Genomic DNA, 18812 nt, shown 5'->3' on the forward strand with positions numbered 1-18812 from the left:
TTGCAAAAATTGCAATGGTTTTAGTTTTAATTTTAGCCAAACATAATGAATTTTATATCAAAATGTATATTTCATCGGCTATTTCAATTCCATTGTTGTTGTTCCAATTTGATTTGGTCCATCAAAAATATTAATTGTATATCTACCTTCAACTAGGTTTGCTTCTTTTGAATTAACTAATATACAAACGTCTAGTGCTTCGTTTTCGTAAAAAACATTTGTAGATGCACTGTAGTTTAAGTTTTTATCTTCAAATTGTTTTACTGTATCATCACCCATCATAACATTTTTAGGGTTGATAACTTGAATGTAAATAATTCTGTCTCCACTTTTAGCAATTGAGTTTGGAGCTAGTGTAAAACAAGCTCTAATTTTATCTGCACGGCTTGAACGTCTTGTATCCACAACTTTTCCGCTGTTTCTAATAATTACAGCTTCACCTCTTAGGTTTGTAGCTTTAACAATTGATCCTTTTTTCAAGATTTCATTCATTGCTTCGTTCTCCTGACTTACAGAATCTACAACCATCCTAGTATTATCCAACTCTAAGAAAGTACTATCGCGCTCCATAGCAAGTCTTTTATTAGCAGCAATTAAACTATCAGCTCGTTTAAAAAGCATAGCTCTTTCTTGCTTTAATCTACCAACCTCAACTTTGTATCTCTGGATTAATCCGATATTAGCCTTAGCATCTTTAACAGAATCTAATAGCACATTTATTCTTTCACGCGCGGCCAATAAGTCTTTATCTTTTAACTCGTTATCTTTAATAACTTCATCATAATTGGCGATTAACCCTTCAAGTTCTTTCTCTATAGACTCTTTTTCAGTTTCTAGATTAGAAATTGTAGATTTATTCTCATTAAATAATGTTACAGTATATACTGCTAATGCAATGAGCAGTAGAGAGAGAACTCCTATAAGGATCTTAAACTTACCGCTATTATTTTCATTTTCTGTGCTCATAATTTAATTGTGTTTAGTATAATTGGTAAATGTAGGTAGGTATTTCTTTAACAAACGTTTATAAAATGATAAAAATTCATAAAAAATGTTAAATCTACTTTTTCCTAAGATATGTTATAGTTGTCATAATCCATTACTTAAGGGAGAAAAAACAGTTTGTATTGAATGTATTCATTCCCTACCTATAGCTTCGTTTCACAAAAATGAAAGTAATTTTTTAAAAAATAAGTTTTATGGGAGATTTTTAGTAAAAAATGCAACATCTCTACTTTATTTTCAAAAAAGAGGAATAACACAGGAGTTACTTCACAACTTAAAATATCGTGGAAAGGAGGAGATTAGTTATTTTTTTGGAAAATGGCTTGGTGCAGAATTGGCCGAGTGTGAAGATTACAGTAAAATAGACTTGGTAATTCCGGTTCCTTTACACAAACAGAAATTAGAGAAAAGAGGTTATAATCAAGTTGAAGGGTTTGGAAAAGAAATTGCCTTAGCCCTTGACGTAGCCTATCGTGATGATATTTTAATTAAAATTTCAAAATCTGGTTCTCAAGTTTTTAAAACAAGAATGCTCCGGTTTGAAAGTGAAGAAGTCTTTTCCATACAGAAATTAGAAGATATTAAAAACAAGCATATTCTATTGGTAGACGACATTATTACCACAGGTGCAACGCTCGAAAAATGTGCACTGCAGTTACTTAAAGGAGAGAATGTAAGCATCAGTATAGCAACGATTGCTGTTGCATAAGCGTTAATAGTTGTTTGTTAATTGCAACTAGTTCTTTCTTATTGTTTAATTTTGGGCAGATTTCAATAAATTTATTTTTAAATCTATTAACAACTAATATTTCATCTTGAAACATCGCCTTCTATACATTCCCATTGCGCTTTTGTTTATGCTGTCATTTACAGATTGCGCCAAAAAAGGAACGCCATCAGGTGGACCAAGAGACACTATTCCTCCAGTAATTGTAAGAAGTATTCCCGAAAATTACAGCACGAATTTTAAAGGAGATGAAATCGAAATTCGCTTTGATGAATATATCAAGTTAAAAGATTTAAACAATCAGTTAATCATTTCACCACCCATGAAGTATACGCCGGTTATCACACCGCTAAGTACTTCAAAAAGATTAAAAATAAAATTATTAGATACCTTAAAACCAAATACAACCTATTCTTTCAACTTCGGAAAAAGTATTGTTGATAACAATGAAGAAAACGAGTTTGAATATTTTAAATATGTGTTTTCAACAGGAACATATATAGACAGTTTAAAACTTTCAGGAAAAGTAAAAGACGCTAAGCTAATTTCTCCTGAAATTCCAACAACGGTAATGCTTTACGAAGTAAATGAAGCATTTAAAGACTCATTAGTTTATTCTGAAAAGCCAATGTACATAACTGTTACTAAAGACAGTAGCGGGACATTTGAGCTTTCAAACCTAAAACAAGGAAAATATTTACTAATTGCTTTAAAAGAAAAAAGTAACGATTACACTTTTCAACCAAAGACAGATAAAATTGGATTTGTAAATGAAGTAATTACTTTGCCTACAGATTCTACTTATGTGCTTACACTATTTAAAGAAACACCAGATTACAAATTAGTAAGACCTGCATTAGTTTCTAAAAACCATATTATTTTTGGTTATGAAGGGCGAGTAGATAGTCTAAAGGTTGAAATGTTATCGGATGTAGGACAAGATTACGTTTCCACATCTTATAAAGACGAAATGAAAGATTCGCTTCACTATTGGTTTAAGCCTAATCTTAAAGTAGATTCTTTACTCTTTAAAGTTACAAATGGAAATAAAATAGATACAGCTTCGGTAAGAATACGCGAACTTTATAGTGATTCGTTGAAAGTTTCAGCAGTTAAAACTGGGTTTTTAAAGTTAAAAGACACCTTTAAATTGCGATTAAACACCCCAATAACTTCTTATGATGCTGAGAAATTTGAGGTTATTAACAAAGACTCGGTGCTTGTTGATACCGAAATAAGGTTGAATAAAAAGCACAATTTAGCAGAACTGCATTTCCCAAAAGAAGAAGATGAAAGCTATAACATAAGCATTATGCCTGGAGCCTTGACAGACTTTTTCGAGAAGACAAATGACACGCTGTATTTCAACGTAAAAACGCGATTGTCTTCAGATTACGGAACGCTTAGTCTCAATCTGGTAAATGTAAATAGATTTCCAATTATCGTTCAAATTGTGAATAGCAAGTATAATGTTGTTGCAGAAAGATATTTAACCGAAAATAATCCTGTTTATTTCGATGAACTTTCTCCGGAAAAATATTTTTTAAGAATTATCTACGACGACAATCAAAACGGAAGATGGGACACAGGGAGTTTCCTAAATAGGATGGAAGCCGAAAAAATTATCTACTATCCTAAAGAGATTGAAGTACGTGCCAACTGGAGTTTAAACGAAACTTTTATACTAAAGTAAAATCGTCTCTATCATTCAAAAACTGAAAATGTTTTCGGTTGTTAACAATGTGTTCTTTTTCTAAAACCACCGTTTCGGTAAATTCACCTATGTCCTTAGAAGTTATTTTAACTCCTAAAACATCGTAAATTGCCGAATGTCCAACATATTCGTGGTCGTTTCCATCAAAACCTGCTCTGTTAACGCCTACGCAATAAGTCATATTTTCAATTGCTCTCGCACGTAATAGAGTATCCCAAGCTAAGGTTCTTACTTTTGGCCAGTTTGCTACATAAATTAAAATATCATAATCTTCTGTATTTCTTGCCCACACAGGAAAACGCAAGTCGTAACAAATAAGCGGACATATTTTCCAGCCTTTATAATCTACAATTAAACGTTCGGAACCATCTTTATACGTTTCATTTTCCTTGGCTAAGGTAAACGTGTGCCTTTTGTCGTACTTTTTATAACTGCCATCAGGAAAAACAAAAAACATCCGGTTGAAAAAATTATCATCTTCCTTAATAATTACACTTCCGGTAATAGCAGTATTATGCGTTTTTGCTTCATTAATCATCCATTTTAAAGTATTTCCATCGTTAGGTTCGGCTAATTTTTCGGCGTTCATTGAAAAACCTGTTGAAAACATTTCAGGAAGGACGATTAAATCTGTTTTCTCTTCAATATTTTCTATTTTCGCTGAAAACATTTTCAGATTTGCTTCAGCATTTTCCCAATGAAGATTACTTTGAATAATCGATATTTTAAGCGTTTCTTTCAAAATGAATAATTTTTAAATTTTGTTTTTACAGTTTTAAATTAAGAACTAAAATTACAACTTTAAAAGGTGATTTTCTTTAAAACTAAAAGATAGGAAAACTATTGAAATGCAACTGAAAAGCTGAGAAGTCTTTTTATATATTTACTTGGTGAACAAAAAATTTCCAAAAACAGAAAAGCTAAAAAGCACCAAAACAATTGAAACCTTGTTTTCGGAAGGGAAAACGTATACAAAATTTCCTATAAAAGTATTTTTTCTACCTAATAAAGAAATCAATACCAATCTAGCAGCATTTGCTGTTCCTAAGCGTAATTTTAAATCTGCAGTAGATAGAAACCGCGTAAAAAGACAACTTCGCGAAGCATATAGGCTAAATAAATACCTAATTGAAGAAAGTGAAAATACTAGGTTTATGATGCTTTTTTTATATCTAGGAAAAGTAAAACCAGAATATGTTCAATTGGAAAAATCGATGCTAAAATTGCTGAAAAAACTTCAAGAAGATAATAGCTAAGCTTTCAGGTTTTGTTCAATTTATTTCCAAACCGTGAAACAATTAGTATTTATTCTTCGTTGGAATTAGAAATATTATCATTCTTCGTATATTTCTGAAGTGTAGAATAAAATCCTGATACATTGAGTAAGTTGGTAGAATGTTACAACAACTCAAAATCTCAATAACACAACAATTATGAAAAAGAGAATAATTATTCCCATTGTGGCCATTGGTATATTTTTTACCACTGTAAGTTTTAAAAGCGATTTTTTTGAAATAGCAAAACAGATTGAAATTTTCACTACGCTTTACAAGGAATTAAATATGAATTATGTAGATGAAGTTACTCCGGCTACACTTATGGATAAAGCTATAAAAGGAATGTTGGACGACTTAGATCCTTACACCGTTTATTGGAACGAACAACAAGTTGAGGATGCTAAAATCAATAATTCTGGAGTTTATACAGGTATTGGTGCTACCGCTCAAACCCGAGAAGATAAAATAATTATTGTAGAACCTTATCAAGGGTATCCCGCAGATAAAGCAGGTTTAAAAGCAGGAGATGAGATTATTAAAATAGGGGATGCAACCTTAGCAAATTTTGAAGAAGATGCGGGAGAATTACTTAAAGGTGCTCCAGGTTCTAAAGTTGATGTAACTTATAAAAGACAAGGTAAAACCATTACCACAACCATTACACGCGAAGCAGTTGAAGTTAAAGCAGTTCCTTTTTATAAATTGATAAACAATGACATTGGGTATATTGTACTTTCAAAATTCAATAGTAAAACTACTTCTGAAACCAAAGCGGCGTTAATAGATTTAAAATCTCAAGGTGCGAAAAAGATAATACTAGACTTACGAGGAAATCCAGGAGGATTATTAAATGAAGCAATAAGCGTTGTAAACCTTTTTGTTGAAAAAGATCAAGTAATCACCACCACAAAATCGGTTATTGAAAAGTATAATGCAACTTACAAAACACGTTTTGAACCCGTAGATACCGAAATTCCTTTGGTAGTTTTAATCAACGGTCGTAGTGCATCGGCTAGTGAGATAGTTTCAGGAGGTTTACAAGATTTAGATCGCGCAGTTATTGTTGGGGCTCGAAGCTTCGGAAAAGGGCTTGTACAACGTCCTAAAAAGCTAACGTACGGAACTCAGTTAAAAGTTACCATTTCGAGGTATTATACACCAAGCGGTCGTGGAATTCAAGCTGTTGATTACTGGCATAGAGATGAAAATGGCGATCCTATTCGAAAAGATCCAAAAGAATATAACAAGTTTAAAACTAAAGGAGGTAGAACTGTTTATGACGGGGGAGGAATACTGCCAGATATTGAAATGGCGTCGGCAGTTTATAGCCCAATTACTACGGCTTTACTAAAAGACAATGCAATTTTTGATTATGCTACAAAATACTATTACAGCCATCAAATGACTGATTGGAAAAACTTTAAGTTTGGACAAAGTGACTTCCAAGATTTCCTGAAGTATTTAAAAGCAAACAATTTTGAATATGAAACTGAAACCGAAAAGAAATTTGCAGAAGGTTTAAAAATGGCTGAATCAGACGAATTAAACAATGAAATTTCACAAAGTTACAATCAATTAATGGCTGCTATTGATACCGCAAAAGAGAAAGCTATTATCGATAAAAAAGTTGAAATAGAATCGTTATTAACAGACGAAATTCTAAAGCGTTATTTCTATCGTGAAGGATTATATAACTATCAAATAGAGCACAATCCTGAGATTCTAGAAGCAGTTGCTGTTTTGAATGATGAAGGAAGATATAAGAAAATTTTGAAGTAATAATTTGTCGAATCAGGCACAGAAGAAGTTTATTAAATTTAATTATTTTTAAATTATCTAAAGATAGGATTTAAACAAATCATCTTTAATTCTACATACTTGAATTACTACTAATAATTTGTTTATCAAACTTTTATCCTATTGTAAGCTTTTTTACAAAATTGAAAGAATTAGCCATATTTTAAAAAACAAATGCAGTCCTTCTTAACTTTCTTCGAAACAATGCCTACTTGGATGAAAGCAGGGTGGGTGTTTTTTGTCCTTACTATATTCTGGATTTTAGAGGGATATTACAAGCTAGTTTTTACAAAATACAACAAATGGCGACACGCTAAAACAAATTTTATTTTACTTGCATTTGTAATGTTAATAAACTTGTTTTTCGGGATATTAACGGCTGGGGTATTTCTTTGGTTGGATAATTCAAACTTTGGTTTATTACAGCATATTACCTCTCCTGTTTGGTTAGAATTATTACTATCGATTTTAATTTTAGATTTAATCGCTCAGTATTTTGTACACTTTCTTCTTCATAAAATTCAATGGATGTGGCGTTTACACACCGTTCACCATTCCGATAAAAATGTAGATGTAACAACTGGAACGCGTCATCATCCTTTCGATTTTATTATTCGGGAAACCTTCGCATTACTTACGGTTGTAATTATGGGAATGCCAATGGCTTTTTATCTATTCTATAGAATTTTAAGTGTACTGTTTACTTATTTTACTCACGCAAATATTTCGATTCCAACAAAATTAGACAAAGCCCTAAGCTTTGTTATTGTAACTCCAAATATGCATAAGTTTCACCATCACTATCAAATGCCTTGGACAGATACTAATTTTGGAAATATGTTTTCTATTTGGGATCGCTTATTTGGGACTTATGTTTATGAAAATACAGCAGATATTAAGTACGGATTAGACATTACCGACCATAAGGATGATGAAAATATTCTACATCAATTAAAGCTTCCATTTGATAAATCTGTTAAGTACAAAAACTAAATTAACACTCTAATATTTAGCTTAACATAACCTTAACCCGTTGTTAATCAATATATTCGTATTTTAGCTGCTATGATACAAGCAGATAGAGAAGAAAACAAAGAAATTATTAAAGAATCGGTAACCTATTTAGAGAAAAGAGGGTTTGAACAAATTAGAGCCAATGTAGAAGGATACGAAGCTCCAAAATCTTATCTTAAAAAAGATAGTGATGTAGTAATAACTCCAGATATAGTAGCAAGTCGCGCTGGAATTAAGCATTATTTTGAAATAAGTTTAAAAACTGAAAAACCTAGATTATTAAAATCTAAATGGCAGTTTTTAGATACGATTACTAGAATGCGTAATCAACGATTTAAAATAATAACGCGTCGTGGACATTACAAGTTTACAGACGAATTATTAAAAGAGCTAAATCTTGAAAAGAATTTAATTAAGCTCTAATCATTGCAATGTGAGGTATTCCATCCTCTGAATAGCGATCACCAATAGTCTTAAAACCGTGGCTTTCGTAAAAAGTGACTAGATAAGTTTGGGCTGATATTTTTATTTTGTCAGCCTTATAATACTCTTCTATGGCTTTAATTGCGGCAGCGGTAATTTTATGTCCATACCCTAATTTGCGATAGTTATCCCGTACAACTACTCTACCTATAGAAGATTCGTCAAAATAATCTCCTTCTTGAAAACACCTAGCATAAGCTATTATTTTTCCATCCTCTCTACCGATTACATGTAAAGCGCGTTGATCTTTTCCATCTATATCTTGATAAACACAATCCTGTTCTAAAACAAAAACTTCACTTCTTAATCTTAAAAGACTATAAAGTTCATTAGTGTTTAATTCTTCAAAATTTTTTACTTCAATTTCCATAGTTTTTCAATTAAATCAATCTTGAACAATAATGTCTTTAGGATCGTCTTTTTGGTGTTCAGGTTGAATAGTAACATGATTTATTCCGAAGTTTTTAAAAAGAACTTCTTCAACTTTAGTTAATACCGCATCAAACTCTGAAAGTGTAACATCTTCGTGAAAATCTAAATGTGCCTCTAAATGCGTTTCTTGTTCGTTAAGCTGCCAGATATGAATATGATGCATATTCTTCACTTCTGGAATTTCACAAACCGTTTCAATTATTTCTTCCAAATTTAAGTCGTCTGGAGTAAAAAGCATCAATACTTTAAAAGAACTTTTTATCAAATCGTACCCCATTATTAACAAGTATAACGCTATTAACACAGTTAATATACTATCTACCCAATACCATTCAAAATATAACATTAAAACACCACCTATCAAAACAGCTACAGATGCAGCCATATCTGAAAATAAGTGTAAATATGCTGAACGCATATTCATATTTGTTTTGGATTCTTTAAAAAGTAGAAGTACGCTAAATCCGTTAAAAACAATTCCTAAAATCGCTAACCATATTACCAAACCACTTTTTATAGGTTGTGGATCCATAATTCTAAAGGTAGCTTCGTAAATAAGGTAAACAGCAACTATAATTAATGTTGCAGAATTTACGAAGGCTGCAAGAATTTCAGCTCGCTTATACCCAAAAGTTTTAGTAACCGAAGCGTCTTTTTTTGAATATCTATCGGCTATGTAGCTAACAATTAATGAAAGTACGTCGCTAAAATTATGCAAGGCATCAGAAAGTAATGATAAACTTCCAGATACTAATCCGCCAATAGCTTGAGCAACAGTAATACCTATATTAAGAAAAATAGAGAGCAGAAGCTTTCTACCTTTCATATCGGGATGTGAATGGCTATTAGAATGTGCGTGATTATGCGACATTTTAAAAGTTTATGAGTAGGCTATTTTTTCTACTCGTTTTTGATGACGGCCACCTTCAAAATCTGTATTTAGAAATGTTTTTACCATTTCAACAGCTTGTTGTTTACTAGTAAATCGTGCTGGAATACTTAAAACGTTAGCATCATTATGTTGACGAGCTAATTCGGTAATTTCTTTTGTCCAGCATAAAGCAGAACGTACTTTTTGATGTTTATTAGCCGTCATATTAGCACCGTTTCCGCTTCCGCATACAATGATACCAAAATCTACATTTCCTTTCTCAACGTCTTCAGCAACAGGATGAACAAAATCTGGATAATCAACACTAGAATTTTCATCCGTACCATGATTGATAACAGTATGTCCTTCTTTTTCTAAATAAGAGATTATTTCAAATTTATAATCTGTACCTGCGTGGTCGTTTCCGATAGAAATTTTCATAATATTTAATTTTCATCAAAGATAATGATTTAGGTAGCAGAAATATTATTGTTCTATCTAATATTGCTTTTCCTATATAATATAGGTTATCAACATGTTTAAGAGACTTAAGTTCAGTAGATTAAATTAAATGTAGTGTAAATTAATCGTTTCTTAACCTTAGCTTCATATAATGGTTAACAACATTGTTGATATTTGTTAATTGAATTCCTATAAGTAAAATTGCAGATGTGGAAATTATTTACAATAGGTTTTAAAATTCCAATAATGCAAATTTTTTAACCGTTTTTTATTGGTCAGTTATGGGATGAAAATTTTCAGTTAACAACATTAATTTTAAAAATACTTATCAATTTTAGGTTGTAGAAATAGGTTGTTCACAGTTGTTAATTACTATAGCTATTCTGCTATAATTTAAGCTGTTCAGATTGTTATATTATGTTAATAACCTATTATTAAAAGAGAACAAATTAATTTCAAAACAAAACATCAAAAAGTTATTGTACATATTAACACACTATAATAAACACCATTTTATTTAATTAAATTTTAAAAAAGAAAAATGTAGTATTAATATATGTTGATAACTATAAAAAAGGAAAATGAAGATTTTTGAATCTAGAGAAAGACTAGAGATTTTTAAACGATTTTTAAGTTAGAAGGATTGTTGAAATCGTTCATTATTTGTTCTGCTTGAGAAATATCGTCTATATGTACTTGAAGCCTAATTCCACCTATAGCATTCGAGTAAAAAGGAAATACACTAATCATTGTTTCATTCTGAAACACATACCTAATCCCTTCTTGATCAAACAAAAGTTGAAGCACTGCATATTCTGCAGGGTATTGGAATATAGCTATGGTTTTAAAATGTTCCATTTTAGATATCTAAGTAGCTTATGAAATTATTCTTACTTTTAAATTCCATCACATTAGTAGAATTCAAGTTTATATTATTTATAAACCTTCTCTAAGGTACTAAATCTTTGCTAATGTAATCCAATCATTATGAGATATGTATTACATTTACAATAATTACAAATTAAACTATGCCAAAAAATAAACGTAAAAAGAGTAAAAATAAAATAGATAATCTTTCTCAAACAATTCTGAACATACTTCGGAAAGATCATTCACAAGCTTTTAATTATAAGCAAATTGCCGCTAAACTTCAATTAGACGACCCTAGTAGTAGGAACCAAATAATCAAAAAATTAAAGGATTTACTAGGAAAAGGAAGTATTCAAGAAATTGATCGCGGAAAATATATACTTACCCCTTCACAAAACTACTATACTGGAAGAGTTGATATTGCAGGTCGTGGTCAAGGCTACATTATTGTAGAAGATCTTGAAGATGATATCTATGTAAGTAGTAAAAATTTAAATAAAGCCTTAAATGGCGATATAGTTGAAGTTTACGTTTTTAAACGTAAAAAAGGAGGGAAAACAGAAGGAGAAGTAACCAAAATTATAGAAAGAAAACGTACAGAATTTGTAGGTACTATTGATGTACAGGAAAACTTCGCATTCGTAGATGTTACAGATTACAAAATGTACACTGATATTTTTGTTCCAAAGAATAAAATAAACGGAGCTAAATCTGGAGAAAAGGTTTTAGTTGAAATGCTAGAATGGCCAGAAAAAGAAGATTCTCCTATAGGAAAAGTTATTAAAGTTCTAGGTATGCCTGGAGAACATAATACCGAAATTCACTCTATTCTAGCACAATATGGATTACCGTATGATTTCCCTCAAGAGGTTGAAGTTTATGCCAATAAAATAGATACTTCAATTAAGGAATCTGAAATAAAAAAGCGTCGCGATATGCGCGAAACTTTAACTTTTACAATAGATCCAAAGGATGCAAAAGATTTTGATGATGCCCTTTCTTTTGAAAGACTTGATAATGGGAATTATGAAATAGGAATTCACATCGCCGATGTTTCACATTATGTTACTCCTGGAAATGAACTTGACGATGAAGCTTATGAACGTGCAACTTCTGTTTACCTAGTAGATAGAGTAGTACCAATGCTACCAGAGATTCTTTCAAACAATGCTTGTTCTCTTCGTCCTAATGAAGAAAAATATACTTTTTCAGCTGTTTTTGAAATGAATCAAAAAGCGGAAGTTATTAAACAGTGGTTTGGAAAGACAGTTACATTAAGTGATGCGCGTTTTGCTTATGAAGAAGCACAACACGTTATTGAAAATCCGGATGAGGAAATACATAAAATTCCTTCCGATATTTCGATTACCGATGAAGAATATGTCGTTAAACCTGAAATTGCTGAAGCTATTCTAGAAATGGATAGGCTTGCTAAAAAATTACGAACTAAACGTATGCGTGCAGGCGCTATTTCATTTGATAAGGTAGAAGTAAAATTTATTTTAGACGAACAGAAAAACCCTGAAGGCGTGTACTTTAAAGAAAGTAAAGACGCTAATAAGATGATTGAAGAATTTATGCTTCTAGCTAATAGAAGTGTAGCTGAATTTATCGGAAAACAGAATCCAAAAAAGACATTTGTTTACCGAGTTCACGATGAACCGGATGACGAAAAAATTGCAGCGCTTGAAAATATAATTAAACGATTTGGTTATAAACTAAACACAAAAGATCGTCATACTACAGCTACTTCTATGAATAAATTATTGAAGGATGTTCAAGGTAAAAAAGAACAAAATTTAATAGATACTATTGCTATTAGAAGTATGAGTAAGGCAATGTATACAACCAAAAATATTGGTCATTACGGATTAGCTTTTGACTATTACACCCATTTTACTTCACCTATACGTCGATATCCAGATGTTATGGTTCACAGACTTCTTCAGCATTATCTAGAAAACGGAAAAAGTGCTAATGAAGAGGAATTTGAAGAAAAATGTAGCCATAGTAGTGATATGGAAGGACTTGCAACTAATGCCGAACGCGATAGTATTAAGTATATGCAAGTTAAGTATATGCAAGATCATCAAGATGAAGAGTTTGTTGGAGTAATTTCAGGAGTTACCGAATGGGGTATTTATATAGAAATTATCTCTAATAAATGTGAAGGAATGGTTCGTTTGCAAGATTTGAATGACGACCATTACGAATTTGATAAAGACGAATATGCTGTAATTGGAAAACGTACCAATAACGTATATCGACTTGGAGATGAAGTTAATGTAAAAGTAAAAAATGCCGATTTAGTTAAGAAGCATTTAGATTTTACAATGCTAGGTCATAAATAAAACATTTAAAATAAAGGTTTTATACTTTTTAGTAACTAAATATTAAATAGTAAAAACTAAAATTTATTTTTTTAAAGACATTGGGTAAAAGTAATTTGTATTTTTACCCTATTATGTTTGACGGTTTACTTTACGCTGCATTTTATGGATTCTTACTGGCTTTTGCAGTCGGTCCAGTATTTTTTACCCTAATTGAAACTGCTATAACAAAAGGGGTTAAGGCTGCTATATTCTTTGATTTAGGTGCAATAGTTGCTGATATACTCTTTATAATAATAGCCTTTTATAGTACAAGTAGAATTCTTGAACAAGTTAAGAATGATCCTGGCTTACTAATTTTTGGAGGAGGGATTCTCATTGCCTATGGAATTATATCCTATATCCGAACCAACAAATCAATCTTCAAAATTGTTCGAGAACATTACGCTGTAACAGTGAAAAAAAATCTCGGTGGACTATTCCTAAAAGGATTTCTATTGAATTTTGTAAACTTTGGTGTATTAGCGGGTTGGATAGGAACCTTAATTATGGCTAATGCCCTTACAACTTCAGATAATGGCGTATTTCTATTTATTTCTACAGTATTAGCAACATTCTTTCTTACCGATCTTTTAAAAATACTTTTAGCTAAAAAATTGAAAAATAAAATGACTCCACGTTTTATTTTTAAAACTAAAAAGTGGGTGAGTATTTTAATTTTTGGATTTGGTATTTTACTTCTTATTCAAGGTATTTTCCCAAAAGGTGTTGAAGCTGGACTTGAAAAAATCCCAGGACAAGGCAATCCTATAGAAATAGAAAAGCCTATCCCTCCTGTAGAGGATTTACAATAATAATCTCTTATTTTTTATTTTTTTTGAAAGTATCAAGCGTTCCTCCCGAAGTTCTGGGCTCTTGGAACCGTAGTAATTTTTAAAAATAAAAAAAACCCTAACTAAAAAGTTAAGGTTTCTTGGAGGCATCGAGCGGACTCGAACCGCTGTAGCAGCTTTTGCAGAGCTGAGCCTAGCCACTCGGCCACGATGCCATATTGTGGTGCAAATGTAAATAATTAAACATTTAATTCCTACATAAAAACTAAATTAGCGTTTCTTCTTCATTGTTACACTTACTTCAGCAACGTCTCCACCAATTGGAGGATTTTGTTTTGCCACTGTAACCTTCACTGTATTAACCATTTCGAGTTTTAACAACACCGAATCAATAATTCGCTTAGCTACGTGCTCTAATAACTTTGCACGTATGCTCATTTCTTCTCTTACGATATTTTGAAGCATAACATAATCAACAGTATCTGCTAATTCATCAGTTTTTGAAGCTTTAGATAAATCGGCTTTTACTGTAAGATTCACCAAATAATCTGATCCTATTTGTCCTTCTTCAACTAAACACCCGTGAAAGGCATAAATCTTTATGTTTTTTAAATGAATGGTTCCCATAAAATAATTTTTGACAAATATAATAGACAATGTCTGGTTGAGCGCTGTCGAAACCTAATTTTAAACAACTTCTTTTTCACTTAATTCCTTACCTTTGCACGACTTAAAAATACAGATATGAGTAACGAAGCAGCACCTCTTAATTTTATAGAGCATATTATAGAAGAAGACCTTAAAAAAGGCTACAAAAAAGATGATTTATGTTTCCGATTTCCACCAGAACCTAATGGTTATTTACATATTGGCCATGCTTCATCAATTTGTTTAAACTTTGGTTTAGGAGAAAAATACAACGCCCCTGTAAATCTTCGTTTTGACGATACAAACCCAGCAAAAGAAGAACAGGAATTTGTTGATGCCATTAAAAGAGATGTTTCTTGGTTGGGCTATAAATGGGCAACCGAATGTTATGCTTCTGATTATTTTCAACAGTTATACGATTGGGCTGTTCAATTGGTTAAGGATGGAAAAGCTTATGTAGACTCTCAAACTTCAGAAGAAATTGCTGAACAAAAAGGTACTCCAAACACACCTGGAAAGGCTAGTCCTTATAGAAACCGCTCTGTTGAGGAAAATTTAGAGTTACTCGAGAAGATGAAGAATGGGGAAACCAAAGAAGGGGAACACGTACTTCGTGCTAAAATCGATATGGAATCGCCTAATATGTTAATGCGCGATCCTGTGATGTATAGAACCTTGTTTAAATCACATCACCGTACCGGAACCGATTGGAAAATTTTTCCAATGTACGATTGGACTCATGGAGAGAGTGATTATATAGAACAAGTATCACATTCCTTCTGTACGCTTGAATTCCTACCTCATAGAGAGCTTTACGATTGGTTTTTAGACCAAGTGGTGGAAGAAGATAAATTACGTCCTAAACAGCGCGAATTTGCACGTAGAAATCTAAGTCATACTGTTGTGAGTAAACGAAAACTCGCTCAATTAGTTGCAGCGGGAGTTGTAAACGGTTGGGACGATCCTCGTATGCCTACTATTTCTGGTTTACGCCGAAGAGGTTATACTCCAGAATCAATTAAAAACTTTGCCGATAGTATTGGTGTTGGTAAACGTGAAAACTTGATTGATGTTTCTCATTTAGAATTTAATGTTCGTGAAGATTTAAATAAAAAGGCACCGAGAATCATGGTGGTTTTAGATCCTGTGAAATTGATTATTGATAATTATCCAGAGGGTCAAACTGAAATGCTTGAAGCAGAAAACAATCAAGAAGACGAAAGTGCTGGAAATAGAGAAGTACCTTTTTCTAAAGAATTATTGATTGAAAGAGAAGATTTTAAAGAAGAAGCAAACCGCAAGTTTTTTAGATTGACAATCGGGAAAGAAGTCCGCTTAAAAAATGCATATATCATTAAAGGAGAAAGTGTAGTAAAAGACGCTGATGGAAATATCACCGAAATTCACTGTACTTATGATCCAGAAAGTAAAAGTGGTAGTGGAACTGAGGCTTCTTTAAGAAAAGTAAAAGGAACTTTACACTGGGTTTCTGCAGCGCACGCTTTACCTGTTGAAGTTCGTCTTTACGACAGACTATTTACAGAGCCATCACCAGATACTAACAAGGAAAAGGATTTTATGGAATTTATTAATCCAAATTCTTTAGAAGTTATTACAGGATATGCTGAACCAAGTATAAAAGATGCTGAACCAGAAGATAATTTTCAATTTCAGCGTTTAGGGTATTTTGTGGTAGATAAAGACACTACAAAAGATAATATTGTATTTAACCGTACAGTGCCATTACGCGATTCTTGGGCAAAACTTTCATAAGTTTACCTGTGTCCTTTAATTACTTTATAACTGATTAAAACAGCTTTTACAGTACTGTCTTTCAATATTTTTTTAGGAGTTGAAAAACCGTGCTTTCTTATTGAGGATGTTATCCAAAAGTATTTATCTCTTGTAGGAAATTCTTTCGACATAACTTCATAATCAGTGTAATTTGATGAAATAGCTAAATCAGGTTGTTCGTCAAGAATATTAGCAATTTTTTGAAGTTCAATAGTTCGAGTTTCAGGTAACATTTCTGATAATCCGAAGGGTAAGTAATAACTTGTTTTAAATCCTAATTCCGAAAAATCTAATAATGCCTCTGGATACCGTGTTTCAACAAGCACTTTGTCCAGAGGATATTTTTTTTCAGAAAATAGCTTCATTAACTTTTTAAGAATAGCATCCTTATTCTCTGAGTTTAGATTTTTTATATCCAACCATAAATACGGTTTTTCGACTACATCGATATAAGATAAGTACTTTTCAAATGAAAGACCTATCGATGGAACAGGAGGGTGGGTTACATCTAGAACATTTTCTTGTTCATTATACACCAAATCTAATTCAACCCCTTTAAAGTATTTTAAAGCACTTTCAAGTTTTTCAGGACTATTAACCCTATGAGCCCATATTTTGTCGTAATATCCATGATATTCAAGCTTATAAGGCGAATAGCGATAAGCCATTCCTAACAATATAGTTAAAAATAGTACCGATATGAGTATTATGAGTTTTTTACCTGTTATCATAATCTTCATTTTCTTTAATCCATCGAGTACGTTCTTGAAATTCTTGGTTGAAAATACTTCGAGTTTTGTCCATTAGATTGAATTCAATTTTACTTAAATCGGAAAAGCTATGTATAAAATCTTCAAGATTATATTTTCTATCAGTAAAGCTATTTAAATCGGATAAATTTGGATGTTGATTTTTGTATTCAGGAGACGTCCAAATTACAAAAGGAACCTCATACATAGGAGGAGTGCCGTAATACTCGTTATGGCCTCTTAAATCCATTGTATCGTGCAATTCATCCCCATGATCGGAAAAATAAACTACATAACTAGACTTTTCTTCTTTTCGAACAGTTTCAATTATGCTTCGAACAATGTAATCGTTATAGCGAATGGCATTGTCATATTCATTTACATAGTGTTCATTAGACTTGTTGATAAATGGGGTTTGTGGTGGACTGTCGTTAAAAAAGGCATATTTTTCTGGGTATCTTTTTTTATAATCTCCGTGAGTTCCTATTAAATGGATAAAAACCATTTTCTTTTCGTCACCTTGAGTTAGAACTTCATCAAGCTTTGGCAATATTACTTCGTCATAAATATTACTGTTGTAGTTATCTGTAGCTAAAAAATACGTTTGGTATGATGCATTGCCTATTAATGTAGATACACTTTCGTGAAGTCCTACTGGTCTTTGATTTGATATCCAATACGTAGTAAAACCCGCTTGATTTGCTAATTGAACTATAGATGCGTTTTCTTCTTTGTTGGGATGGTTATAATCTGAAAACGTCAATATTTTATCAAGCGCTAAGATGGTGTGGACATTAGGAGTAATTACATCTTTAAAAATCACTAACTCATCCTTTATTTCTGTTAATAACGGATTTGTTTCTCTTTCATATCCATACAGTTGCATATGCCATCGCGAAGTTGATTCCCCAATAATAACAACGTAGGTTTGTGGTTTTTCATCTGAAGATTGGACTTTTAAAATATCACTTTCACTCTTAGCTAAGGTTTTTTTAAGATTTGCTTTGGTTGTTTGATAATCGGAGTAAGATGCTATGCTGGTGTAAATAATATTATGTTCACTAAATTTCTTGTGTATCACAAAAAGCGATAATACAATTCCTAATACTATTAATATTTTCCATTTTACCGATTTTAATCTATCTGTAAATGGTAAACTTGATTCTTGTTTTAATATGATAGGAATCAATAAAAGCCAGGGGAGAAATAATACAATAGCAAGAAGAATGACGGACGTATTTAAATAATAACTCAGAAACTCACTAGATTCTTGGGTATTAGTTTCAAATATCACAAAAAGTGCAGATCCACTTAGTTTTACGCCATAGTGATAGTAGAAGGATAGCTTTATAAAAGCTAAGGCAGCGAGTAAAAATAGAGAAGCTATTAAAAACCACTTTTGGATTTTTAATTTTGGAATTAATAAATACAAACTAAATAGAATAGTGGTTACTATTCCAAATCCAATTATTTCTTTTAAATAAGGTTTAAAATAAGGGATGAGAAACCAACCCAGAATTGTAACTACTAATAGAGGGTAGAATAATATAACAGAAAAGTATTTCTTAATGTTTTTCAAGCTTGAGTACGAGTATTAGAAAGTAATTTTTCCAAATTTACCACAACATTTTAAACATTTGTATCTAATATAATTCATTTTATAAGTGTGTGTTTAACATTTAGAATTATATTTAATCTCTCTTTTAAGACGAATTCTTTTAAATTATCAATTTTTAAGACAATTTTATAGGTTTAATTTAACTATTAACCGCTTGTTAACAAGAACTTATAGAAAGGACACCTATC

Annotated in this window: 18 protein-coding genes and 1 tRNA gene; 9 read left to right on the plus strand and 10 right to left on the minus strand. The window is 31.7% G+C overall.

Going from position 1 to position 18812, the window contains the following annotated elements; translation table 11 throughout:
- Window positions 1-78: 78 nt before the first annotated feature.
- Complete coding sequence (locus G3A46_RS01645; RefSeq protein WP_139854151.1) at window positions 79-966, minus strand: hypothetical protein; 888 nt, start codon at window positions 964-966, stop codon at window positions 79-81.
- 85 nt (window positions 967-1051) lie between these two features.
- Here G3A46_RS01645 and G3A46_RS01650 point away from each other — a divergent pair, with 85 nt between their 5' ends.
- Complete coding sequence (locus G3A46_RS01650; RefSeq protein ID WP_165145388.1) at window positions 1052-1714, plus strand: phosphoribosyltransferase family protein; 663 nt, start codon at window positions 1052-1054, stop codon at window positions 1712-1714.
- A 106-nt stretch (window positions 1715-1820) separates the two neighbouring features.
- A complete protein-coding gene (locus G3A46_RS01655) occupies window positions 1821-3425 on the plus strand; it encodes an Ig-like domain-containing protein (RefSeq protein ID WP_165145391.1) in 1605 nt (534 codons plus the stop codon).
- Here the strand turns inward: G3A46_RS01655 and G3A46_RS01660 are convergent.
- Complete coding sequence (locus tag G3A46_RS01660) at window positions 3412-4188, minus strand: amidohydrolase (RefSeq protein WP_165145394.1); 777 nt, start codon at window positions 4186-4188, stop codon at window positions 3412-3414. The genes G3A46_RS01655 and G3A46_RS01660 overlap by 14 nt on opposite strands.
- Before the next feature lie 148 nt (window positions 4189-4336).
- Here G3A46_RS01660 and rnpA point away from each other — a divergent pair, with 148 nt between their 5' ends.
- From rnpA to G3A46_RS01680, 4 genes are all read left to right on the plus strand, one after another.
- Window positions 4337-4702, plus strand: a complete 366-nt coding sequence (gene rnpA / locus G3A46_RS01665) for a ribonuclease P protein component (protein WP_241836849.1) — start codon at window positions 4337-4339, stop codon at window positions 4700-4702.
- 177 nt (window positions 4703-4879) lie between these two features.
- Window positions 4880-6502 (plus strand): S41 family peptidase, encoded by a 1623-nt coding sequence (locus tag G3A46_RS01670; RefSeq protein ID WP_165145397.1) that lies wholly within the window; start codon window positions 4880-4882, stop codon window positions 6500-6502.
- Between the two features lie 192 nt (window positions 6503-6694).
- Window positions 6695-7513: a sterol desaturase family protein gene (locus tag G3A46_RS01675; protein WP_165145400.1), complete on the plus strand. Its 819-nt coding sequence runs from the start codon at window positions 6695-6697 to the stop codon at window positions 7511-7513.
- A 72-nt stretch (window positions 7514-7585) separates the two neighbouring features.
- Entirely contained in the window at window positions 7586-7957 is a 372-nt protein-coding gene (locus G3A46_RS01680; protein ID WP_165145403.1) for a hypothetical protein, read from the plus strand.
- Here G3A46_RS01680 and G3A46_RS01685 read toward each other — a convergent pair.
- The 4 genes from G3A46_RS01685 to G3A46_RS01700 form a co-directional block, all read right to left on the minus strand.
- Window positions 7947-8387 (minus strand): GNAT family N-acetyltransferase, encoded by a 441-nt coding sequence (locus tag G3A46_RS01685; RefSeq protein WP_165145406.1) that lies wholly within the window; start codon window positions 8385-8387, stop codon window positions 7947-7949. The genes G3A46_RS01680 and G3A46_RS01685 overlap by 11 nt on opposite strands.
- A 15-nt stretch (window positions 8388-8402) precedes the next feature.
- The gene (locus G3A46_RS01690) at window positions 8403-9320 is read right to left on the minus strand and encodes a cation diffusion facilitator family transporter (RefSeq protein WP_165145409.1); all 918 of its coding nucleotides are present in this window, start codon (window positions 9318-9320) and stop codon (window positions 8403-8405) included.
- A gap of 9 nt (window positions 9321-9329) precedes the next feature.
- The gene (rpiB, locus tag G3A46_RS01695; RefSeq protein ID WP_165145412.1) at window positions 9330-9761 is read right to left on the minus strand and encodes a ribose 5-phosphate isomerase B; all 432 of its coding nucleotides are present in this window, start codon (window positions 9759-9761) and stop codon (window positions 9330-9332) included.
- Window positions 9762-10400: 639 nt separating this feature from the next.
- The gene (locus tag G3A46_RS01700; RefSeq protein ID WP_139854163.1) at window positions 10401-10640 is read right to left on the minus strand and encodes a DUF2007 domain-containing protein; all 240 of its coding nucleotides are present in this window, start codon (window positions 10638-10640) and stop codon (window positions 10401-10403) included.
- 170 nt (window positions 10641-10810) lie between these two features.
- Here G3A46_RS01700 and rnr point away from each other — a divergent pair, with 170 nt between their 5' ends.
- Complete coding sequence (gene rnr / locus G3A46_RS01705; RefSeq protein WP_165145415.1) at window positions 10811-13003, plus strand: ribonuclease R; 2193 nt, start codon at window positions 10811-10813, stop codon at window positions 13001-13003.
- Between the two features lie 113 nt (window positions 13004-13116).
- Window positions 13117-13836, plus strand: coding sequence for a LysE family transporter (locus G3A46_RS01710; RefSeq protein ID WP_165147557.1), 720 nt, complete (start codon window positions 13117-13119; stop codon window positions 13834-13836).
- Between the two features lie 120 nt (window positions 13837-13956).
- On the opposite strand, the gene G3A46_RS01715 is transcribed toward G3A46_RS01710, so the two are convergent.
- Together G3A46_RS01715 and folB are read right to left on the minus strand one after the other, a co-directional pair.
- Window positions 13957-14030: transfer RNA gene (locus tag G3A46_RS01715), tRNA-Cys, on the minus strand.
- Between the two features lie 55 nt (window positions 14031-14085).
- The gene (gene folB, locus G3A46_RS01720) at window positions 14086-14442 is read right to left on the minus strand and encodes a dihydroneopterin aldolase (protein WP_165145417.1); all 357 of its coding nucleotides are present in this window, start codon (window positions 14440-14442) and stop codon (window positions 14086-14088) included.
- Window positions 14443-14559: 117 nt separating this feature from the next.
- Here folB and G3A46_RS01725 point away from each other — a divergent pair, with 117 nt between their 5' ends.
- Window positions 14560-16236 carry a glutamine--tRNA ligase/YqeY domain fusion protein gene (locus G3A46_RS01725; protein WP_165145419.1) on the plus strand — a complete coding sequence of 559 codons (1677 nt, stop codon included), beginning with the start codon at window positions 14560-14562 and terminating at the stop codon, window positions 16234-16236.
- A gap of 2 nt (window positions 16237-16238) precedes the next feature.
- On the opposite strand, the gene G3A46_RS01730 is transcribed toward G3A46_RS01725, so the two are convergent.
- Window positions 16239-16988: a hypothetical protein gene (locus tag G3A46_RS01730; protein ID WP_165145421.1), complete on the minus strand. Its 750-nt coding sequence runs from the start codon at window positions 16986-16988 to the stop codon at window positions 16239-16241.
- Complete coding sequence (cptA, locus tag G3A46_RS01735) at window positions 16975-18585, minus strand: phosphoethanolamine transferase CptA (RefSeq protein WP_165145424.1); 1611 nt, start codon at window positions 18583-18585, stop codon at window positions 16975-16977. Before cptA ends, G3A46_RS01730 begins: the two co-directional genes overlap by 14 nt.
- Window positions 18586-18812: the final 227 nt, after the last annotated feature.

It is taken from the genome of Aequorivita sp. KMM 9714 (assembly GCF_011065475.1).
Classification (GTDB): Bacteria; Bacteroidota; Bacteroidia; order Flavobacteriales; family Flavobacteriaceae; genus Aequorivita; species Aequorivita sinensis.